Origin of the sequence: Chitinophaga jiangningensis, assembly GCF_900142605.1 — a bacterium.
In the GTDB taxonomy this organism is placed as follows: Bacteria; Bacteroidota; Bacteroidia; order Chitinophagales; family Chitinophagaceae; genus Chitinophaga; species Chitinophaga jiangningensis.
On the sequence record NZ_FRBL01000004.1, the window covers coordinates 553,371 to 569,184 of the forward strand.

Consider the following 15,814-nt stretch of genomic DNA (forward strand, 5'->3'; position numbering starts at 1 on the left):
GCAATCGACTTTTATCTGCGATATTCTTATTCTTACGGGATAATCGCGGCGGAAAGACGGTTATATGCCATATAAATCAACAATCGCCTTTTATCTGTGAATTCTTACGGGATAACAGCGGCGGAAAGCCGCATTTCTACCGAAACAAAAAAAGAGAGCAAAGCTCTCTTTTTTTGTTTCGGATTCCCAAGGCTTGCGGCCCCAGGTAACCATTATTAAATTCCTCTTTTAGGATCAAAGTTCTCTAACTCTGTAGCCACGGCCGACAGGAAAGTAGAACCCAGGGAACCGTCCACAATTCTGTGGTCGTACGACATGGACAGGTACATCATGTGCCTGATCGCGATGCTGTCGCCCTGCTCTGTTTCGATCACCACCGGGCGCTTTTTGATGGCGCCCACCGCCAGGATAGCTACCTGTGGCTGGTTAATGATAGGAGTGCCCATGAGGCTACCGAAAGTGCCCACGTTGGTGAGCGTGAAAGTACCGCCCTGTGTATCTTCCGGTTTCAGTTTATTGTTACGTGCCGCATTAGCGAGGCCGTTTACCTGTTTGGTAAGTCCTACCAGGTTAAGCTGGTCTGCACTTCTGATAACCGGTACAATCAGGTTACCCGAAGGCAGCGCGGTAGCCATGCCTACGTTGATATCTTTCTTTATAATGATCTTATCGCCGTCCAGTGAACAGTTAATCAGTGGGAAACGCTTCAGGCATTTTACGATCGCCTCTACAAACAGCGGCGTGAAAGTCAGCTTTTCGCCTTCTCTCTTTTCGAATTCACCTTTCACGCGGTCGCGCCATTTTACCATATTGGTTACATCCGCTTCTGCGAAGCTGGTCACATGCGGGCTCACCTGCTTGCTCATCACCATGTGATTGGCGATCAGTTTGCGCATGCGGTCCATTTCAATGATTTCCACATTGCCGCTATAAGTAGCAGAAGGAACGGTAACGGCCGTTGCCGGGCGCGGAGCGGCCGCTGCGGCAGCAGTGCCCTGGTTGCTGGCAGGCGTTACATCTGCGATTACTTTACCTTCTTTACGATCAGCTACGTATTGCAGTATATCCTTTTTGGTTACACGGCCTTCTGTTCCGCTGCCTGGCAGTTTTTCCAGTTCAGCGAAGCTAACTCCTTCCTGCTGGGCAATGGTGAGTACCAGCGGAGAATAGAATCGTGCGCCGCCACCAGCAGCGGCAGGCGTAGGTTCAGCTACCTGCTCAGCTACTACGGGAGCAGCTGCAGCAGTAAATTTGGGTTCAGTAGTTACAGGGGCAGCAGGTGTTGTGTCCGCTGCTGCATCGGCATTGGTATTAATGCGCGCAATGACAGTACCCACAGGCACCACGTCATTTTCTGAAAAGAGGAGTTCAGCAATGATACCTTCCGCGGTGGAAGGGACCTCGCTATCCACCTTGTCGGTAGCAATTTCCAGCACAGTTTCATCCACTTTAACGGAATCTCCCGGCTTTTTATGCCAGCGCAGGATGGTAGCTTCCATGATGCTTTCTCCCATTTTCGGCATTACCAGTTCTACAATAGCCATAAGATTGATTTTAGCTTGAATTTTAGCTTTGTTTAGTGCGGAACAAAAATAAGGGAATTGTATCAATTCAATTCTTCCGGCTCCAGTTCCAATATCAGCTTCCTTAATTCATTCATCGCATAAACAGCGGCCATCTGTGTATTTCGTTCACGGTCGTAGCGCAGCTGATACTTCACAGTCACCATTTTTTCGCGACTGCCAACAGCCATCCACACCGTACCAACGGGCTTTTCATCGGTTCCGCCGGTAGGGCCCATAATACCGGATACGGCTATGGCATAATCCACTTCCAGCAGGTCCAGCGCCCCGGTCAGCATTTCTTTTACGGTAGCCTCGCTCACAGCGCCATGGGCAGCCAGGGTTTCTTTTTTTACCCCCAGCATCTTCATTTTCATGTCGTTGGAGTAAGTAATAGCGCCCCCTTTATAATAGGCGCTGCTCCCCGAAACAGCGGTAATCCAGCTGCCTATCAGGCCGCCGGTACAGCTTTCGGCGGCACCCATCGTTTTTTTACGCTTCAGCAGCACCTGCCCCAGCACCTCGCCGATGCTCACATCCTGGTCGGTAACATATATATCCTGTAATCTTTCCTTGAGCTCAGTAAAGTATAAACTCAGCTCCGTGGCGGTGCTCACTTTATCCTTTCCCTGGGCGGTAAGGCGCAGCTTGAGTAAACTATAACTTGGCAAATAGGCCAGCTTGATATGCGGTGGCAGTTTCGCTTCGAAGTCTACCAGTCGCTCCGCTACAAACGATTCCCCCATACCGGAGGTAATGAGGGTATGATGTACTACCGCCGGGGTGTTGAAATGGGTTTCCAGGCGTGGCAGTACGAAACTTTCCATGATGCCCTTCATCTCATGCGGTACCCCTGGCATGGATACATAAATCTTTCCGTCTTTTTCAAACCACATCCCCGGCGCCGTACCCCGGTGATTCTGGATCACGGTGGCCGCTTCCGGTACCAGTGCCTGATCTACGTTACGCTGCAAAATAGGCAGCCCCCTGCTCTCGAACATATGGAGCACCCGCTGAAGGGTATCCCTGTCCTGCACCAGGCGGGTATGGAAATATTCGCAGAGGGTAGGCTTGGTGATGTCATCCGCGGTAGGGCCCAGGCCACCTGTCATCAGTACTACGTCCGACAAGGCCGCTTCGGCTGCCAGCGTAGCCAAAATATCTTCCCGTATATCCCCAATGGCTGCACGACGATGCACCCAGATGCCCATGGCATTCAACTGCTGTGCCATCCAGGCGGAATTGGTGTCGATGGTCTGGCCAATAAGCAACTCATCGCCAATGGTGATGATACTGACAGTAATTTTATCCACGTCGCAGGTTTTTTAATTAAAGAATGGTGCCAGGCGCTCTCTCAGTACTTCCGGAAGACCCGATTTCTGCCTGGTATTAACATCTACAAACACCAGCGTGGTAACACCCACATTGAGCAACTCGCCCTTTTCGTTATACAGCTCACTATGAAACTGTATTTTGGAGCTCTTAGGTAACTCTTTTAATATAGTCTTTACCGTTATGAGGTTGTCGTAAGTGGCCGGCCTGAAATACTTCACATTCAATTCCGCCACAGGCATCATCACCCCTTGCTCCTCCAGCTCCCGGTAGGTAAATCCCAGCTCCCGGATCGCTTCTGCCCTGCCCACTTCATAATAAAGCGCGTAGTTGCCGTAATAGAGATATCCCATCTGGTCTGTTTCTCCGTATCTTACCCGTATTGTAGTTGTACTAATAAACATGGTCCATGCTGTTTTTAATTACGCAATCAGATTATCGATGCTTACCTTCCCTGGTCCTACGAAGAGGATGGTCAGGTAAGCCGCCAGATACATGAGCGGCAATTCTATCTTATCAATAGGCTCATGTGCATGCACCACAAAAATAACGACTGACATGCAAATAATGAGCGGTACACTGGCCAGCCGGGTTAATAAACCCAGCATCAGGAAGATAGCACAGGCCACTTCCGCAAACACCACCATACCCAGCGAAACGGCATGGCCTACGTGAAAAGGATCAGGAAAGGTATTCTTTTTTGATGCAAATCCAATCAATTTTGGCCATCCATGTAATAATATCAATCCCCCGAAAACCAATCGCATCAAGAGCATCGAGAAAGATATGGCACCATTGGTATGACCCGCCGAAAACAGTTTTCTCATAGTAGGTAAGGTTTTTGCTAAGAAAAGTGATTTTCCGCAAGATAGCGTATATGCCTTTGCCGCCTATACGGAGTTATCCACATTGTGTAGAACACAATCGGAAAAGAATGGAGATAACATATATATTTGCTTTCATCTGTTCTGTCGGCACTATTCCCCGTACTAGTAAAGGCAAAACAGCGGATTGGAGGATCATGTAACAGGAGGTATTCGCCCGGACAGAAAATATTTCTGCCCGGTATTCGTTTTAATCGCATATTCAAGATAATAGCAAAACATGCAGGTCATAAGAAAAATCATTGTTCCGGGACATCTGTACTTATCCCTTTTTGCCTTTGCCGGTGCCACACTGGCGGCTTTACCTGCCGCTCACGCCCAGCAGACGCGCATTTACACTGATCCGGAAAAAACCTTCAAGGATGCGCAACAATATTTCCAGCATGGAAAATACGCCGTGTCCATGCAGCTTTTCAAGCAAACTATCGACAACATCACCTATTGGCACGAAACCAATCGTGACCTCGTGAGGTCAGATGCGTATTACTACTATACCATCTGTGCGCTGAAACTGCAGCAGGCAAATGGAGAACAGATCGCGCTGGATTATCTGAAATATTTCAATAACAACGCCCGCGAACAACTGGTATCCTACCAGCTGGCCAAATATTACTTCCACGCCAACAAACTGAAAGAGGCTATTCCGTACTACGAAAAAGCCAATATCGACAACCTCTCCAACGATGAAATTGCCGATGCTAAGTTTGAACTGGCCTACTGCTACTTCAATGTGAAGGACTTCAAAAAAGCACAACCGCTGTTTGCCTCCATCAAAGAAATTGAAGGGAAATATTACCTGCCCGCCAACTACTACTACGGTTTTATCGCCTACAATAACCGCCAGTACAACGAAGCCCTTAACAGCTTCCAGCGCGTGGTGAAAGAACCGAAATATAGCAACATCGTTCCATACTACATCGCTGAAATCTATTACTTCCAGGGTAAAGCGGATCAGCTGATCGCTTATGGGGAGCCCCTGATCAAACAGGGCGGCCAATATTACGAAGCAGAACTGAAGCAACTGGTGGGTAAAGCCTACTTCGAAAAGAAAAATTATCCAAAGGCACTCCCCTACCTGCAAGAGTTCCAGGATAATTCCGACGAAGTAAGAAATGAAGATATCTACCAGCTGTCCTACTCCTACTATCAAACCGGGAACCTGCAAAAAGCGATCACCGGCTTTAAGCAGCTGAGTGGCGCTAAAGATTCCCTGGGTCAGAACTCTATGTATCTGTTGGGAGATTGTTACCTCCGCACCGGGCAGAAAGCCAATGCACGCAACGCATTCGCTTATTGTGCCAACAACAGCTCCAACGCACAGCAACAGGAAATCAGCCGTTTCAACTACGGTAAATTATCCTATGAACTGGGTTACCCTGACGCTGCACTCACCGAGCTGACGCAATTTGTTCAGAAATATCCGAATTCGACCTACAATAAAGAGGCCCGTGAAATCATGGTCAACCTCTTCATGAATTCAAATAATTATAAAGAAGGCCTGGCTACCATCGAAATGATTCCTGAAAAAAATCAGACCGTGCTGAAAGCCTACCAGAAAGTGGCCTATGGCCGCGCCACACAGCTGATCAATGATGGCCAGCTCGCTGAGGCCGACCGCCTGCTGGATATCGCCATCAAAAATCCTTACGATGCGCAGATCAAACAGCTCGCATATTTCTGGAAAGGTGAAATAGCCCTGCGCCAGAACAAAACCGAAGCAGCTATCAGTAACCTGAACGCCTATCTCGGCAGCACGGCCATCCTCTCCGGTGAGGCTAATGCGCAAACTGCCAGCTACAACCTCGGTTATAGTTTGCTCAAACAAGACCGTTTCAGCGAAGCACTGCCATGGTTCGAATCCGCTCAAAAAGCCAGTGGCCCCAATGCACAGCGCATCAGCAACGATGCCATGGTGAGAGCGGCCGACTGCTATTATATGCTCCGTCAGTTCCCGAAAGCATTATCACTGTATGATCGTATCATCAGCAATAATGAACCAGGCGCCGACTATGCCACCTACCAGAAAAGTATTATCCTCGGCCTGCAGGGCAAGCAGAGTGAGAAACTGGCGTTGCTGAAACAGCTGGGCAACAAGTTCCCTAACAGCAACTTCGGCAATGAAACAGATATGGAAATCGCTAACACTTATCTCGCCTCCGAGAAGTTCAATGAAGCGATTCCTTACCTGGAAAATGTATTGCAGAAACAACCTAACGGCCCCAATGCACCCCGTGCCCTGCTGAAATTAGGTCTCTGCTACTATAACAAGGACAACGAGTCCAAAGCACTGACCTATTACCGCCAGGTGGTAGAGAAGTTCCCGGGTGCACCGGAAAGCAGCGAAGCATTACAGAGCATCAAAGCGATTTACGTAGGACAAGGCAAAACCGATGATTACCTCGCCTTCCTGAAATCTACCGGTCGCACCGTAACCGCTTCCGCTGAAGACTCCCTGGCATATGCCGCAGCAGAAGCACGCTTTACCAGCAACGACTGCGACGGCGCCATCAACGCATTCAACAACTACATCCGCAAATTCCCTGAAGGGCAGTTCATATTACCGGCTAACTTCTACAAGGCGGAGTGCAGCTATAACAATAAAGACTATACGACGGCTTTACCTGCGTACGAGTTTGTATTGTCCCGCAACAACAGCCTGTACGCCGAACGTTCTGCCTTGCAGGCCGCTAATATCAACTACTACCAGGTTAAAAATTACGATAAGGCACGTAGCTACTACTTACAGCTGCAGGACCTGAGCAGCAGCAAAGAAAACACGATGGCCGCCACCCGTGGGTTGCTACGCAGTAACTATATGCTGAAACATTGGGATGAAGTAACCAACTACTCAGAAATGCTGCTGGCCGGTAGTAACAACAGTACCGACGATCAGATCCTCGGTCATTTCTATCATGCAAAAGCACTGAAACAAAATGGTCAGTATGCTGCCGCTATCACTGAGTTTAAAACCGTTACCGGTTTAACAAAATCAGAGATCGGCGCCGAAGCACGCTATGATATTGCTGACAGCTATCTTCAGCAAAATGAGCTGGATGCCGCAGAGAAAGCAGGCTTTGATGTGATCAAAAATACCGCATCTTACGAGTACTGGGTAGCAAAAGCGTATATCCTGCTGGGTGATGTTTATGCCAAACAAAAGGATTACTTCAATGCGAAAGCAACCTTCCAGAGTATCGCTACCAACTCTACCATTCCGGAACTGAAACAGGAAGCTAAAGATAAACTGGCTAAAGCCGAAGCTGATGAAAAAGCAGCCGGCAAAAAACAGAAATAATTTTTCATCAGCGTCCGGGCTCCGGATTTAAGATAACGACAGCATGAACATTCATCACATATACGGTAAACGATTTTTCTTTATAGCCGCATTCGGCCTCACCGGGCTGATGCATCAACAAGCTTTTGCCCAAAAGGATTCCCTGAAACAGGAAACCATCGACATCATTTCTACCTACCAGCCCCGCCTTCGCGATGCAGCCAAACTGAATCTGACTGCCTCCCTGCCAGGTGTGGACACTGCCCGGCCTTCACTGAAGTATGAAGTTCCTTCCTTAAACCTCAACTTCATGTATCAGGCGGCGCCGCTGAAACCGCTGGCGCTGGGTAAAGATTCGCTGGACCTGCTGCAGAATAATTTTGTGAAGCTGGGATATGGCAACCTGAGCACCCCATACGTGCAGGCGGGCTTTGGAAGCGGCCGCCATGAGCAGTATAACTATGGTCTCTTTGTAAATTATACCGGATCAAAAGGAAAGGATATTGAAAACCAGGACTACAGCACATTGAACACCCTGGCTGCCGGTACCTACCTGATGGACAAATTTCAGTTGAATGGTAGCTTGGCCTACGATCGTAACAGCCTGCATTACTACGGTTACGACCATACGACACCGGTAGAAAAAAGCGATATCGCCCAGGTGTTTAACCAGATCACCGCTACCGTTTCCGGCTCCAACCTGCCAAACAACGACTGGGCGTTTTCCATTAAGCCGAAAGTGAAGTTTATCTATTTCAACGATAATTATAAACGCAACGAAGGCGCTTTCATGGTGAACCTGCCAGTGCGCAAGCAGATCTTCGAAAACATATTCCTGCAGGCGGAAGGAGTGCTGGACCTGTCGAACTACAAGCAAGGCGACAATAAAACAATCAACAATAACGTAGTAGCGATTCATCCTGCGGTAGATATCATTTACCCCGGGTTTGTGTTACATGCAGGTGTAAACCCTACCTGGAGTAATACGCCTGGTGTGAGCAAATTCTACCTGCTGCCAGACATCGTAAACGAAACGCACCTGATCCGTAAGAAACTGATCCTGAGCAGTGGATGGATCAGCTATATTGAGAAGAATTCTTACCGCAACCTCACCGGACGTAATCCGTATTTCCTCGGTAGCCTGAGCGATATGCAGAACACCCGTATAGAGGAAAAATATACCGGTATCAAAGGAACGTTGGGCAGTCACTTTAACTACAATACCAAGTTTGCGTCTGTAACCTGGTACAACCTGCCACTGTTCATCAATGACACCCTGGATTCCAAACGTTTCATCACCCTGAACGAGGCGGAAATGCGCGCGTTCCAGCTGCATGCGGAAGTAGGATACATCCAGGAAGAAAAATTCCAGGCGCGCGTATCGTTCGACTGGTTTAACTATAACAAACAGGAAACGCAGCAGAAGCCATGGGCACTGCCTGCTTTCCAGGGAAATCTGAATGTTACGTATCTGCTTGGTAAAAAGCTGCACCTGAATGCTGATCTGTTTAGCATGAGCGGTGCATATTACCTGTTCCCTGATAAAACTGATTTCGGTAAAACAGATGGTGCCTGGGATATGAATTTGGGAGCCTCTTACGACATTACGAAGAACTTTGGTTTGTGGGTGAATGCCAATAACATCTTCAATTCCCACTACCAACGCTATTACTTATATCCATCCTATGGCTTTAATATAGTTGGTGGGTTGCTATTTAAATTCTAAATTCATATTGGTAATTAAGCTATTGTGACATCGTATTCATTGTGGCGGCTCCTGGTTGCTGCCTTCGGCAGCAACCAGGAGCCGCGAAAGAAAGGGACCGAAGGTCCCTTTCTTTCGCGGCATTCGATACAATCACGTTTTGGTCAATGTAATTATTAACTATCTCTATGATCTTGCAGCAATACATACAGGAAGTACTCTTCAGACAGCGCGTTTGTGTAATCCCACAGTTAGGCACCTTTACCTTACAACATTTCCCGGCCCAATATAACGTCAACAGCCAAACGCTGACACCCCCGTGGGATCAGGTGTTATTTAGTCAAACCTACCAGGATGACGGATCCTGCGTGGAATGGATTGCCCTGAAAGAGAACCTGGTACCTTCCGTTGCCCAACGTAAACTGGATAAGTACCTGGAGGAAATAAAAGCCGAGCTGCGTACCGGCAAACCGATGGAATTGCCCGGAATTGGGACTTTACAGGGCGATTTTGCAGGAAACATTCATTTTTTTGCCGAAAAGCTGCCGGTAACCCAGGAATCTCTCGACCTGTTTCCTATCCGGGAAGAAGAAGAGGAGGTTACTACTTCCGCTCCGGCTCCTGTAGAACCTATAGAACCTGTGATGACGGAGGAAGTAGAAAATGTATTGGAGGCTATTGAAGAAGAAAGCAGTTTTAAATGGTGGTGGGCGGTAGCCGCCCTGGCAGTTGTTGCTGCAGCAGCAGGCGCCTGGTGGTACATTAACCAGCAAAGTCACCATGCAAATACGACTACCGATATCCCGATGGATTCTGTGATTCAGGATACGCCGGCTGTACAGACCGCACCGGTGGATAGTATGTCGGTAGACAGTAGTGCAGCGATGCCTATCGTTGATACTTCAAAATACGTGGCAGTGTATATGACCACAAAAGACAGTGCAGTTGCTGCAAAGGAACTGAAGAGCCAGTTGGGATGGAGACGGAAGGTTATCATGTATCAAAAAGACAGTGCATACCACCTGGCAGTAGAAATTGACAATGCAGATACTATTGCTGCACTTGAAAAAGTACGGCAGGAATTCGGCAAATTCAGACCCATTCACCTGGAAAAGCACTAAATAGCATATTTATTTCCCGCTAAGCTCTTCGGCTACAATTTCCAATCCTTCAGCGAAGGTACGGGGGTTGTAGCCGAGTTCTTTTTCAGCCTTTTCGGTGATCAGGCCTGTTTTTGCAGGACGTGCCGCGGGCTGCGCCAAACTCTTTGAACTGATTTTTTCGATCAGGGAAGTATCGAGATTGAAGTAATTGGCTGTTTTCAGGGCCATATCGTAAGGCGTGAGGGTTTCGTTGCCGGAAATATTGAAAACGCCGGTAGCTTTTTTATCCACGATGAGCTTACAGCCCAGTGCCAGATCCTGGCAGAGCGTGGGTGTACGCAGCTGATCGTCTACCACCTTTATCTTTTTATTTTGCTGGAGATTATTTTTAACCCAGGTGATCATGTTGCTGCGTTGTGCATCGTGTACGGTACCATATACCAGCACGGTGCGTGCTATAGCCCATTGCAGCTTACTGTTTTGCACAATTCTTTCTGCGGCCACCTTGCTGGTACCGTAGTAGTTGATCGGGTTGGGAAGTGCTTCTTCCGAATATGGTCCGCTGAGGCCATCAAAGATGAAGTCGGTGGATACAAACAGGAAGAATGCATTTGATTTTTCTGCTGCCTGCACGAGGTAGCGGGTAACGCCTACGTTCATATCCCAGCAGGCGTCTTTATTTTTCTCACATTCATCTACCTGCGTCATGGCCGCAGTATGAATAATGATTTCAGGTTTATATTTTTCTATGAGAGATGCTGCCGCCCCGGGGGTTCGGAGGTTCGAGGGCTCATAGACGTAGTTATCGCGTTGCGGGATCCGGTTGGGTCCTCTCCCGGTGGCGATGACATTGTATTTACTGTCTTTCAGAAATAGTGGAATCAAATGCTGACCCAGAAGTCCGTTACTGCCTGTGATTAGTACGTTCATAAGCCAAGTTCTTACGCTATCTTTTAAAGATAAGGAAAATTTTTTGCTGGCTGGCCTCGAATTTTACCAGGCACCTTCGGTGCCGGTAAAATTCGAGGGGGAGGCCGCGCTGGTGCGCGACCTCCCCCTCGGTAGATTTTCGCATTTCGGTAGCGCATCGCCGGGGATGCGCTACCGAAATAGTCGGAGGACCGAAGGTCTTCCGACTATTTCGTAAAAAACCTATTTCTTCATTCCCAGATTATACATAGTAAACGACCACAGGTCAGTTGCCTCATCAATCAGTTTGGAAGTAGGCTTACCGGCACCATGTCCTGCCTGCGTTTCAATGCGGATGAGCACCGGATTAGGGCCGGCATTATCTTCCTGCAAAGTAGCTGCAAATTTGAAAGAGTGGGCTGGTACCACGCGATCATCGTGATCAGCGGTGGTAACCATGGTCGCCGGATACGACACACCTGGTTTCAGGTTATGCAGCGGTGAGTATTTAATGAGATACTTAAACTGCTCCGCATTATCGCTGCTACCGTATTCGGTTACCCATGCCCAGCCGATGGTGAATTTCTGGAAGCGGAGCATATCCATTACACCCACTGCTGGCAATGCTACCTTGTACAGATCAGGGCGTTGCGTCATGCAGGCTCCTACCAGCAATCCACCGTTGGAGCCGCCACGGATGGCGATCCTGGATGGGTTGGTATATTTTTCCTTTACCAGGTATTCGGCGGCGCCAATGAAGTCATCGAAAACATTTTGTTTCTTTTCCATCATACCGGCTTTGTGCCATGCCTCGCCGTATTCGCTGCCACCGCGGAGGCATACTACTGCGTAGAGGCCACCCTGCTCCATAAAATAGAGGTTAGACACGCTGAAGCCCGGCGTTTGCGGAATATTGAAGCCACCGTAACCATATATCAGCACCGGATTGTTGCCATCCAGTTTGAATCCTTTTTTACCGGAAACGAACATCGGCACTTTGGTACCATCTTTACTAGGGAAGAACACCTGTTTGGTTTCGTACTCTTCCGGGTTGAATTTCACCTGTGCCTTGCTGAACAGGGTAGATTTACCGCTGCTGATCTCATATTTATAGATGGTAGCCGGTGTAACGAAAGAGGAATAGCTGTAATAGAACTCCTTCTGGTCCTTATCTGCGCCAAAGCCACCGGCAGATCCGATGCCCGGCAGTTTCACCACTTTCCCGTTTTTGCCATTGTAATCATATTGATATACATAGGAGGAAGCATCTTTCAGGTAGTTGAGAAACAGCTTACCGCCGCCGGTACCTACGCTCTGCAGGGCTTCCGGTTTTTCAGGAACGATGGTTTTCCAGTTGCTTTCTTCCGGATGAGCAGGATCGATTTCTACGATTTTATAGTTCGGCGCGTTGTGGTTGGTGCGCACGAGCAGTTTATCACCGTTGTTGTCGATTACATCCGGTTCAAATTTAAAACCAGGTATGAGGAGACTGAAATTCTTCTGAGCAGGGTTTTTCAGGTCCCAAACACTGATTTCAGCGCCGGATGTACCTTCGGTGGTGCTGAGGATGAGGAAACGTTCATCTTCGGTTACTCCAACGCCGGCGTTGCGGAGGGGATGTTGTTTGTCCTCATAAACCAGCACATCTTTTTCCTGCGGGTCGCCTACCTTATGGAAGTATACTTTCTGAAATTCATTTTTACGGGAGAGTTTAGAGGACTCGTCCGGCTTATCGTAGCGGCTGTAGTAGAAGCCATCGCCTTTCCAGGAGAAACCGCTGAACTTAATCCATTCCAGTTTATCGGAGAGGAGTTGTTTGGTAGCTACGTCCATTACGAAGCCATCCTGCCAGTCCGAGCCAGCCCTGGCGATCAGGTAGGCAACATATTTACCATCTTTGGAGAAGGAGATGCTGCCGAGGGCGGCGGTACCGTTATCGGACAATTTGTTGGGATCGATAAACACTTCACCAGGGCCCTGCGGGGTGGTGGAGCGATAGAGGATGGACTGGTTCTGAAGTCCGTCATTTTTGTAGAAATAGTAATAATTACCCTTTTTGAAAGGAGCGGAAGACTTCGGATAGTTCCAGAGTTCTTCTAATCTTATTTTAACATCTTTTCGGAAAGGGATAGTGGCAAGATAATCCTGTGTTACCTTGTTTTGTGCCTGTACCCAGGCTTTGGTTTCTGGTGAGTTGTCGTCTTCGAGCCAGCGATAGGGATCGGAAATCTTTGTGCCGTGGTAATCGTCTGTTACATCGATTTTCTTCGATTCCGGATACTTGATATTTCCAGAATGCTGTGCCATGGCCTGTCCCGTCAAAATAGTCATACTCATAATTAACAAACTCCTATTAGTTTTTTTCAACATGCCTATAATTTTTAAAAAAAAATTCTACTTTGTTTGATGAAAATTAAAAATTTAGGTTATTTCATGAGATAACAGTTAGAAAAACAATTCCAAAATGTTATTTTTGTGCGCCCTTAAGATATTTTTTTAGCAATTTATATGAAAAAATTGAACAACATTGCAGTCCTTACCTCAGGAGGAGATGCTCCTGGCATGAACGCCGCAGTTCGTGCTGTCGTAAGAACGGGCATTTATCATCAGCTGAATGTATTTGGCGTCATGTATGGCTACCGGGGAATGTTGACGAACGACATTTTCCAGATGGAGTCAAAATCTGTTGCCAACATCATTCAACGCGGAGGCACCATATTGAAGACCGCCCGGTGCAAAGAGTTCTATGAATATGAAGGGCGAAAAAAGGCTTATGAGAATCTGAAGAAGCACAACATTGATGGCATTGTCGTGATAGGCGGTGATGGATCATTTAATGGAGCGCAGAAGTTCAGCCAGGAATTTGACATTCCTTGTATAGGCTTGCCTGGTACTATTGACAAGGACATTGCGGGTACTGATTCTACGATTGGATTTGACACAGCTGTAAACACTGCGATTGAAGCCATTGACAAGATCAGGGACACTGCAGATGCACACGATCGCTTGTTTGTAATTGAGGTAATGGGCCGTGATGCCGGTTACATTGCATTACACAGCGGGATCTCCACTGGCGCCGAGCACGTATTGATGCCCGAGCGTAAGACAGAAGTAAACGAAATTATTGAAGAACTGCAGGCCAACGAACGTCGTAAAAAACTCGTTAATCTAATTGTGGTGGCGGAAGGTGATGAAACCGGAGGCGCCAACGAAGTAGCCCGCAGAATTAAAGAAAGTTGCCCGCAACTGGATACACGTGTGACCATCCTCGGTCATATCCAGCGTGGCGGTTCCCCTACCTGCCAGGATCGTATCCTTGCGAGCAGACTGGGTTATGCAGCCGTTGAAGCGCTCCGCGAAGGTATTCACAATGTAATGATCGGTGTAGTGAATGATAAAATTCAGTACACTCCACTGGACAAAGCGGTGAAAGCAAAACAGGAGATTGACCCTGAATGGTTTAAGATAGTTAAAATTCTTGCGAGTTAAAAAATAAGACTTATGAGTACAAAGGATCTTTCCAAATATTATCACAAGCAGATGGACAATGCTGCCGGTAGAGAGCACTCTTCCCACAAAACTAAAATTGTGGCTACCGTAGGCCCAGCTAGTGATACCTATGACAAATTGTTGGAGCTAGTAAAAGCAGGTGTAAACGTTTTTCGTCTGAACTTCTCCCATGGCTCGCATGAGGACAAACTGCGGATCATCGAATACATCCGCCAGATCAACAAAACTGAACCATACAACGTAGCAATTCTCGCCGACCTGCAGGGTCCTAAACTGCGCGTAGGTGAAATTGAGAACAACGCCCTCCCGCTGAAAGCCGGCGATATCCTCACTTTTATCAACGAAAAAGTGGTGGGTAATATGGAGAAAATCTATGTTTCCTACCCAGACCTGTATAAAGATCTGCGTCCAGGCCAGAAAATCCTGCTGGATGATGGTAAAATCGAGACTGTAGTAAAAGAAATTACTCCTGCAGGAGAAATTAAAGCGGAAGTTACGCTGCCAGGCGTACTGTCCAGTAAAAAAGGCTTTAACCTGCCAGATACCAAAGTATCTCTCCCTGCCCTGACAGAAAAAGATATCATTGACCTGGAATTCATCATTGACCAGGAATGTGACTGGGTGGCGCTCTCCTTCGTAAGAAGCGTAAAAGACCTGATCGATCTGCGCAAGCGCCTGGAAGCACGCAATTCTAAAATGAAGGTGATCTCTAAAATCGAGAAACCTGAAGCGATCCAGAACCTGAAAGAGATTATCTGGGAAAGCGATGGCGTGATGATCGCCCGTGGTGACCTTGGAGTGGAACTGCCGGTAGAGCAGATCCCAATGATCCAGAAAGATATTATCCGTAAATGTATCCACCGTGCGAAGCCTGTAATCGTGGCTACGCAGATGATGGAATCCATGATGGACCGTACCCGCCCTAACCGCTCTGAAATTACCGACGTGGCAAACGCGGTGCTGGAAGGCGCTGACGCGGTGATGCTGTCTGGCGAAACCGCTACAGGTCAGTTCCCCGTGCTGGTAATCCAGACCATGAATAAAATTATCCAGGAAGTGGAAAAAGAAGCGATCATTTACAACCGTAACCTGATCCCTCACCGCCACTCTCCTACCTTCCTCAGCGATGCACTGTGTTACAATGCATGTAAAATCGCCGAAGACCTGGACGCTGACGCACTGATCGGTATGACCCAGAGCGGTTACACCGGCTTCATGCTGAGCTCCTACCGTCCACGCTCTCCACTCTATGTATTTACCAAAGAAAGAACACTGGTAAATCAGCTGAGCCTGAGCTGGGGCGTGCGTGCCTTCTTCTACGAAGAAGAAGAATCACTGGATGATATCGTATTCGATCAGATCAATATCCTGAAAGAAAGAGGTTTCATCAAAGCGGGTGATGTAGTAGTAAACACTGGTTCCACACCGGTAAAACTGCATCTGCCTACCAATACACTCAAGATTACAAGAGTAGAATAGTAATTATCTGCATATTAATGAAACGCCCGATCAGCAAGAGATCGGGCGTTTTTATT

At 47.7% G+C, this 15,814-nt stretch carries 11 protein-coding genes; 5 read left to right on the forward strand and 6 right to left on the reverse strand.

Features of this window, described 5'->3' with window-relative positions; translation table 11 throughout:
• Positions 1-215: 215 nt before the first annotated feature.
• The 4 genes from BUB18_RS12500 to BUB18_RS12515 all read right to left on the reverse strand — a co-directional run bounded on the left by BUB18_RS12500 (position 216) and on the right by BUB18_RS12515 (position 3,721).
• Positions 216-1,544: a dihydrolipoamide acetyltransferase family protein gene (locus tag BUB18_RS12500; protein WP_073081182.1), complete on the reverse strand. Its 1,329-nt coding sequence runs from the start codon at positions 1,542-1,544 to the stop codon at positions 216-218.
• A gap of 62 nt (positions 1,545-1,606) precedes the next feature.
• Positions 1,607-2,875, reverse strand: coding sequence for a CinA family nicotinamide mononucleotide deamidase-related protein (locus BUB18_RS12505; RefSeq protein ID WP_073081184.1), 1,269 nt, complete (start codon positions 2,873-2,875; stop codon positions 1,607-1,609).
• 12 nt (positions 2,876-2,887) lie between these two features.
• Complete coding sequence (locus tag BUB18_RS12510; RefSeq protein ID WP_073081185.1) at positions 2,888-3,298, reverse strand: acyl-CoA thioesterase; 411 nt, start codon at positions 3,296-3,298, stop codon at positions 2,888-2,890.
• 18 nt (positions 3,299-3,316) lie between these two features.
• Positions 3,317-3,721 (reverse strand): DoxX family protein, encoded by a 405-nt coding sequence (locus BUB18_RS12515; protein WP_073081186.1) that lies wholly within the window; start codon positions 3,719-3,721, stop codon positions 3,317-3,319.
• A 277-nt stretch (positions 3,722-3,998) separates the two neighbouring features.
• Here BUB18_RS12515 and BUB18_RS12520 point away from each other — a divergent pair, with 277 nt between their 5' ends.
• From BUB18_RS12520 to BUB18_RS12530, 3 genes are all read left to right on the forward strand, one after another.
• Positions 3,999-7,073, forward strand: coding sequence for a tetratricopeptide repeat protein (locus BUB18_RS12520; RefSeq protein WP_083549862.1), 3,075 nt, complete (start codon positions 3,999-4,001; stop codon positions 7,071-7,073).
• Between the two features lie 43 nt (positions 7,074-7,116).
• The gene (locus tag BUB18_RS12525) at positions 7,117-8,778 is read left to right on the forward strand and encodes a TonB-dependent receptor (RefSeq protein WP_073081188.1); all 1,662 of its coding nucleotides are present in this window, start codon (positions 7,117-7,119) and stop codon (positions 8,776-8,778) included.
• A gap of 167 nt (positions 8,779-8,945) precedes the next feature.
• Entirely contained in the window at positions 8,946-9,878 is a 933-nt protein-coding gene (locus BUB18_RS12530) for an HU domain-containing protein (RefSeq protein WP_073081189.1), read from the forward strand.
• A 9-nt stretch (positions 9,879-9,887) separates the two neighbouring features.
• Here BUB18_RS12530 and BUB18_RS12535 read toward each other — a convergent pair whose 3' ends face one another.
• Both BUB18_RS12535 and BUB18_RS12540 read right to left on the reverse strand, forming a co-directional pair.
• Entirely contained in the window at positions 9,888-10,790 is a 903-nt protein-coding gene (locus BUB18_RS12535; protein ID WP_073081191.1) for an SDR family oxidoreductase, read from the reverse strand.
• A gap of 222 nt (positions 10,791-11,012) precedes the next feature.
• On the reverse strand, positions 11,013-13,100 hold the full coding sequence (locus tag BUB18_RS12540; RefSeq protein ID WP_245805658.1) for a prolyl oligopeptidase family serine peptidase: 2,088 nt from the start codon (positions 13,098-13,100) through the stop codon (positions 11,013-11,015).
• Positions 13,101-13,277: 177 nt separating this feature from the next.
• Between BUB18_RS12540 and pfkA the strand changes: the two genes are divergently transcribed.
• The gene (gene pfkA / locus BUB18_RS12545; RefSeq protein WP_073081194.1) at positions 13,278-14,258 is read left to right on the forward strand and encodes a 6-phosphofructokinase; all 981 of its coding nucleotides are present in this window, start codon (positions 13,278-13,280) and stop codon (positions 14,256-14,258) included.
• Positions 14,259-14,270: 12 nt separating this feature from the next.
• A complete protein-coding gene (gene pyk / locus BUB18_RS12550) occupies positions 14,271-15,758 on the forward strand; it encodes a pyruvate kinase (protein ID WP_083549868.1) in 1,488 nt (495 codons plus the stop codon).
• Positions 15,759-15,814: the final 56 nt, after the last annotated feature.

Bases quoted from the DNA above. Each gene is read 5' to 3' on its own strand.
- BUB18_RS12510 (WP_073081185.1), bottom strand. From the start codon at position 3,298: ATGTTTATTAGTACAACTACAATACGGGTAAGATACGGAGAAACAGAC.
- BUB18_RS12540 (WP_245805658.1), bottom strand. From the start codon at position 13,100: ATGACTATTTTGACGGGACAGGCCATGGCACAGCATTCTGGAAATATC.
- BUB18_RS12515 (WP_073081186.1), bottom strand. From the start codon at position 3,721: ATGAGAAAACTGTTTTCGGCGGGTCATACCAATGGTGCCATATCTTTC.
- BUB18_RS12525 (WP_073081188.1), top strand. From the start codon at position 7,117: ATGAACATTCATCACATATACGGTAAACGATTTTTCTTTATAGCCGCA.
- BUB18_RS12535 (WP_073081191.1), bottom strand. From the start codon at position 10,790: ATGAACGTACTAATCACAGGCAGTAACGGACTTCTGGGTCAGCATTTG.
- BUB18_RS12530 (WP_073081189.1), top strand. From the start codon at position 8,946: ATGATCTTGCAGCAATACATACAGGAAGTACTCTTCAGACAGCGCGTT.
- BUB18_RS12520 (WP_083549862.1), top strand. From the start codon at position 3,999: ATGCAGGTCATAAGAAAAATCATTGTTCCGGGACATCTGTACTTATCC.
- pfkA (WP_073081194.1), top strand. From the start codon at position 13,278: ATGAAAAAATTGAACAACATTGCAGTCCTTACCTCAGGAGGAGATGCT.
- pyk (WP_083549868.1), top strand. From the start codon at position 14,271: ATGAGTACAAAGGATCTTTCCAAATATTATCACAAGCAGATGGACAAT.
- BUB18_RS12500 (WP_073081182.1), bottom strand. From the start codon at position 1,544: ATGGCTATTGTAGAACTGGTAATGCCGAAAATGGGAGAAAGCATCATG.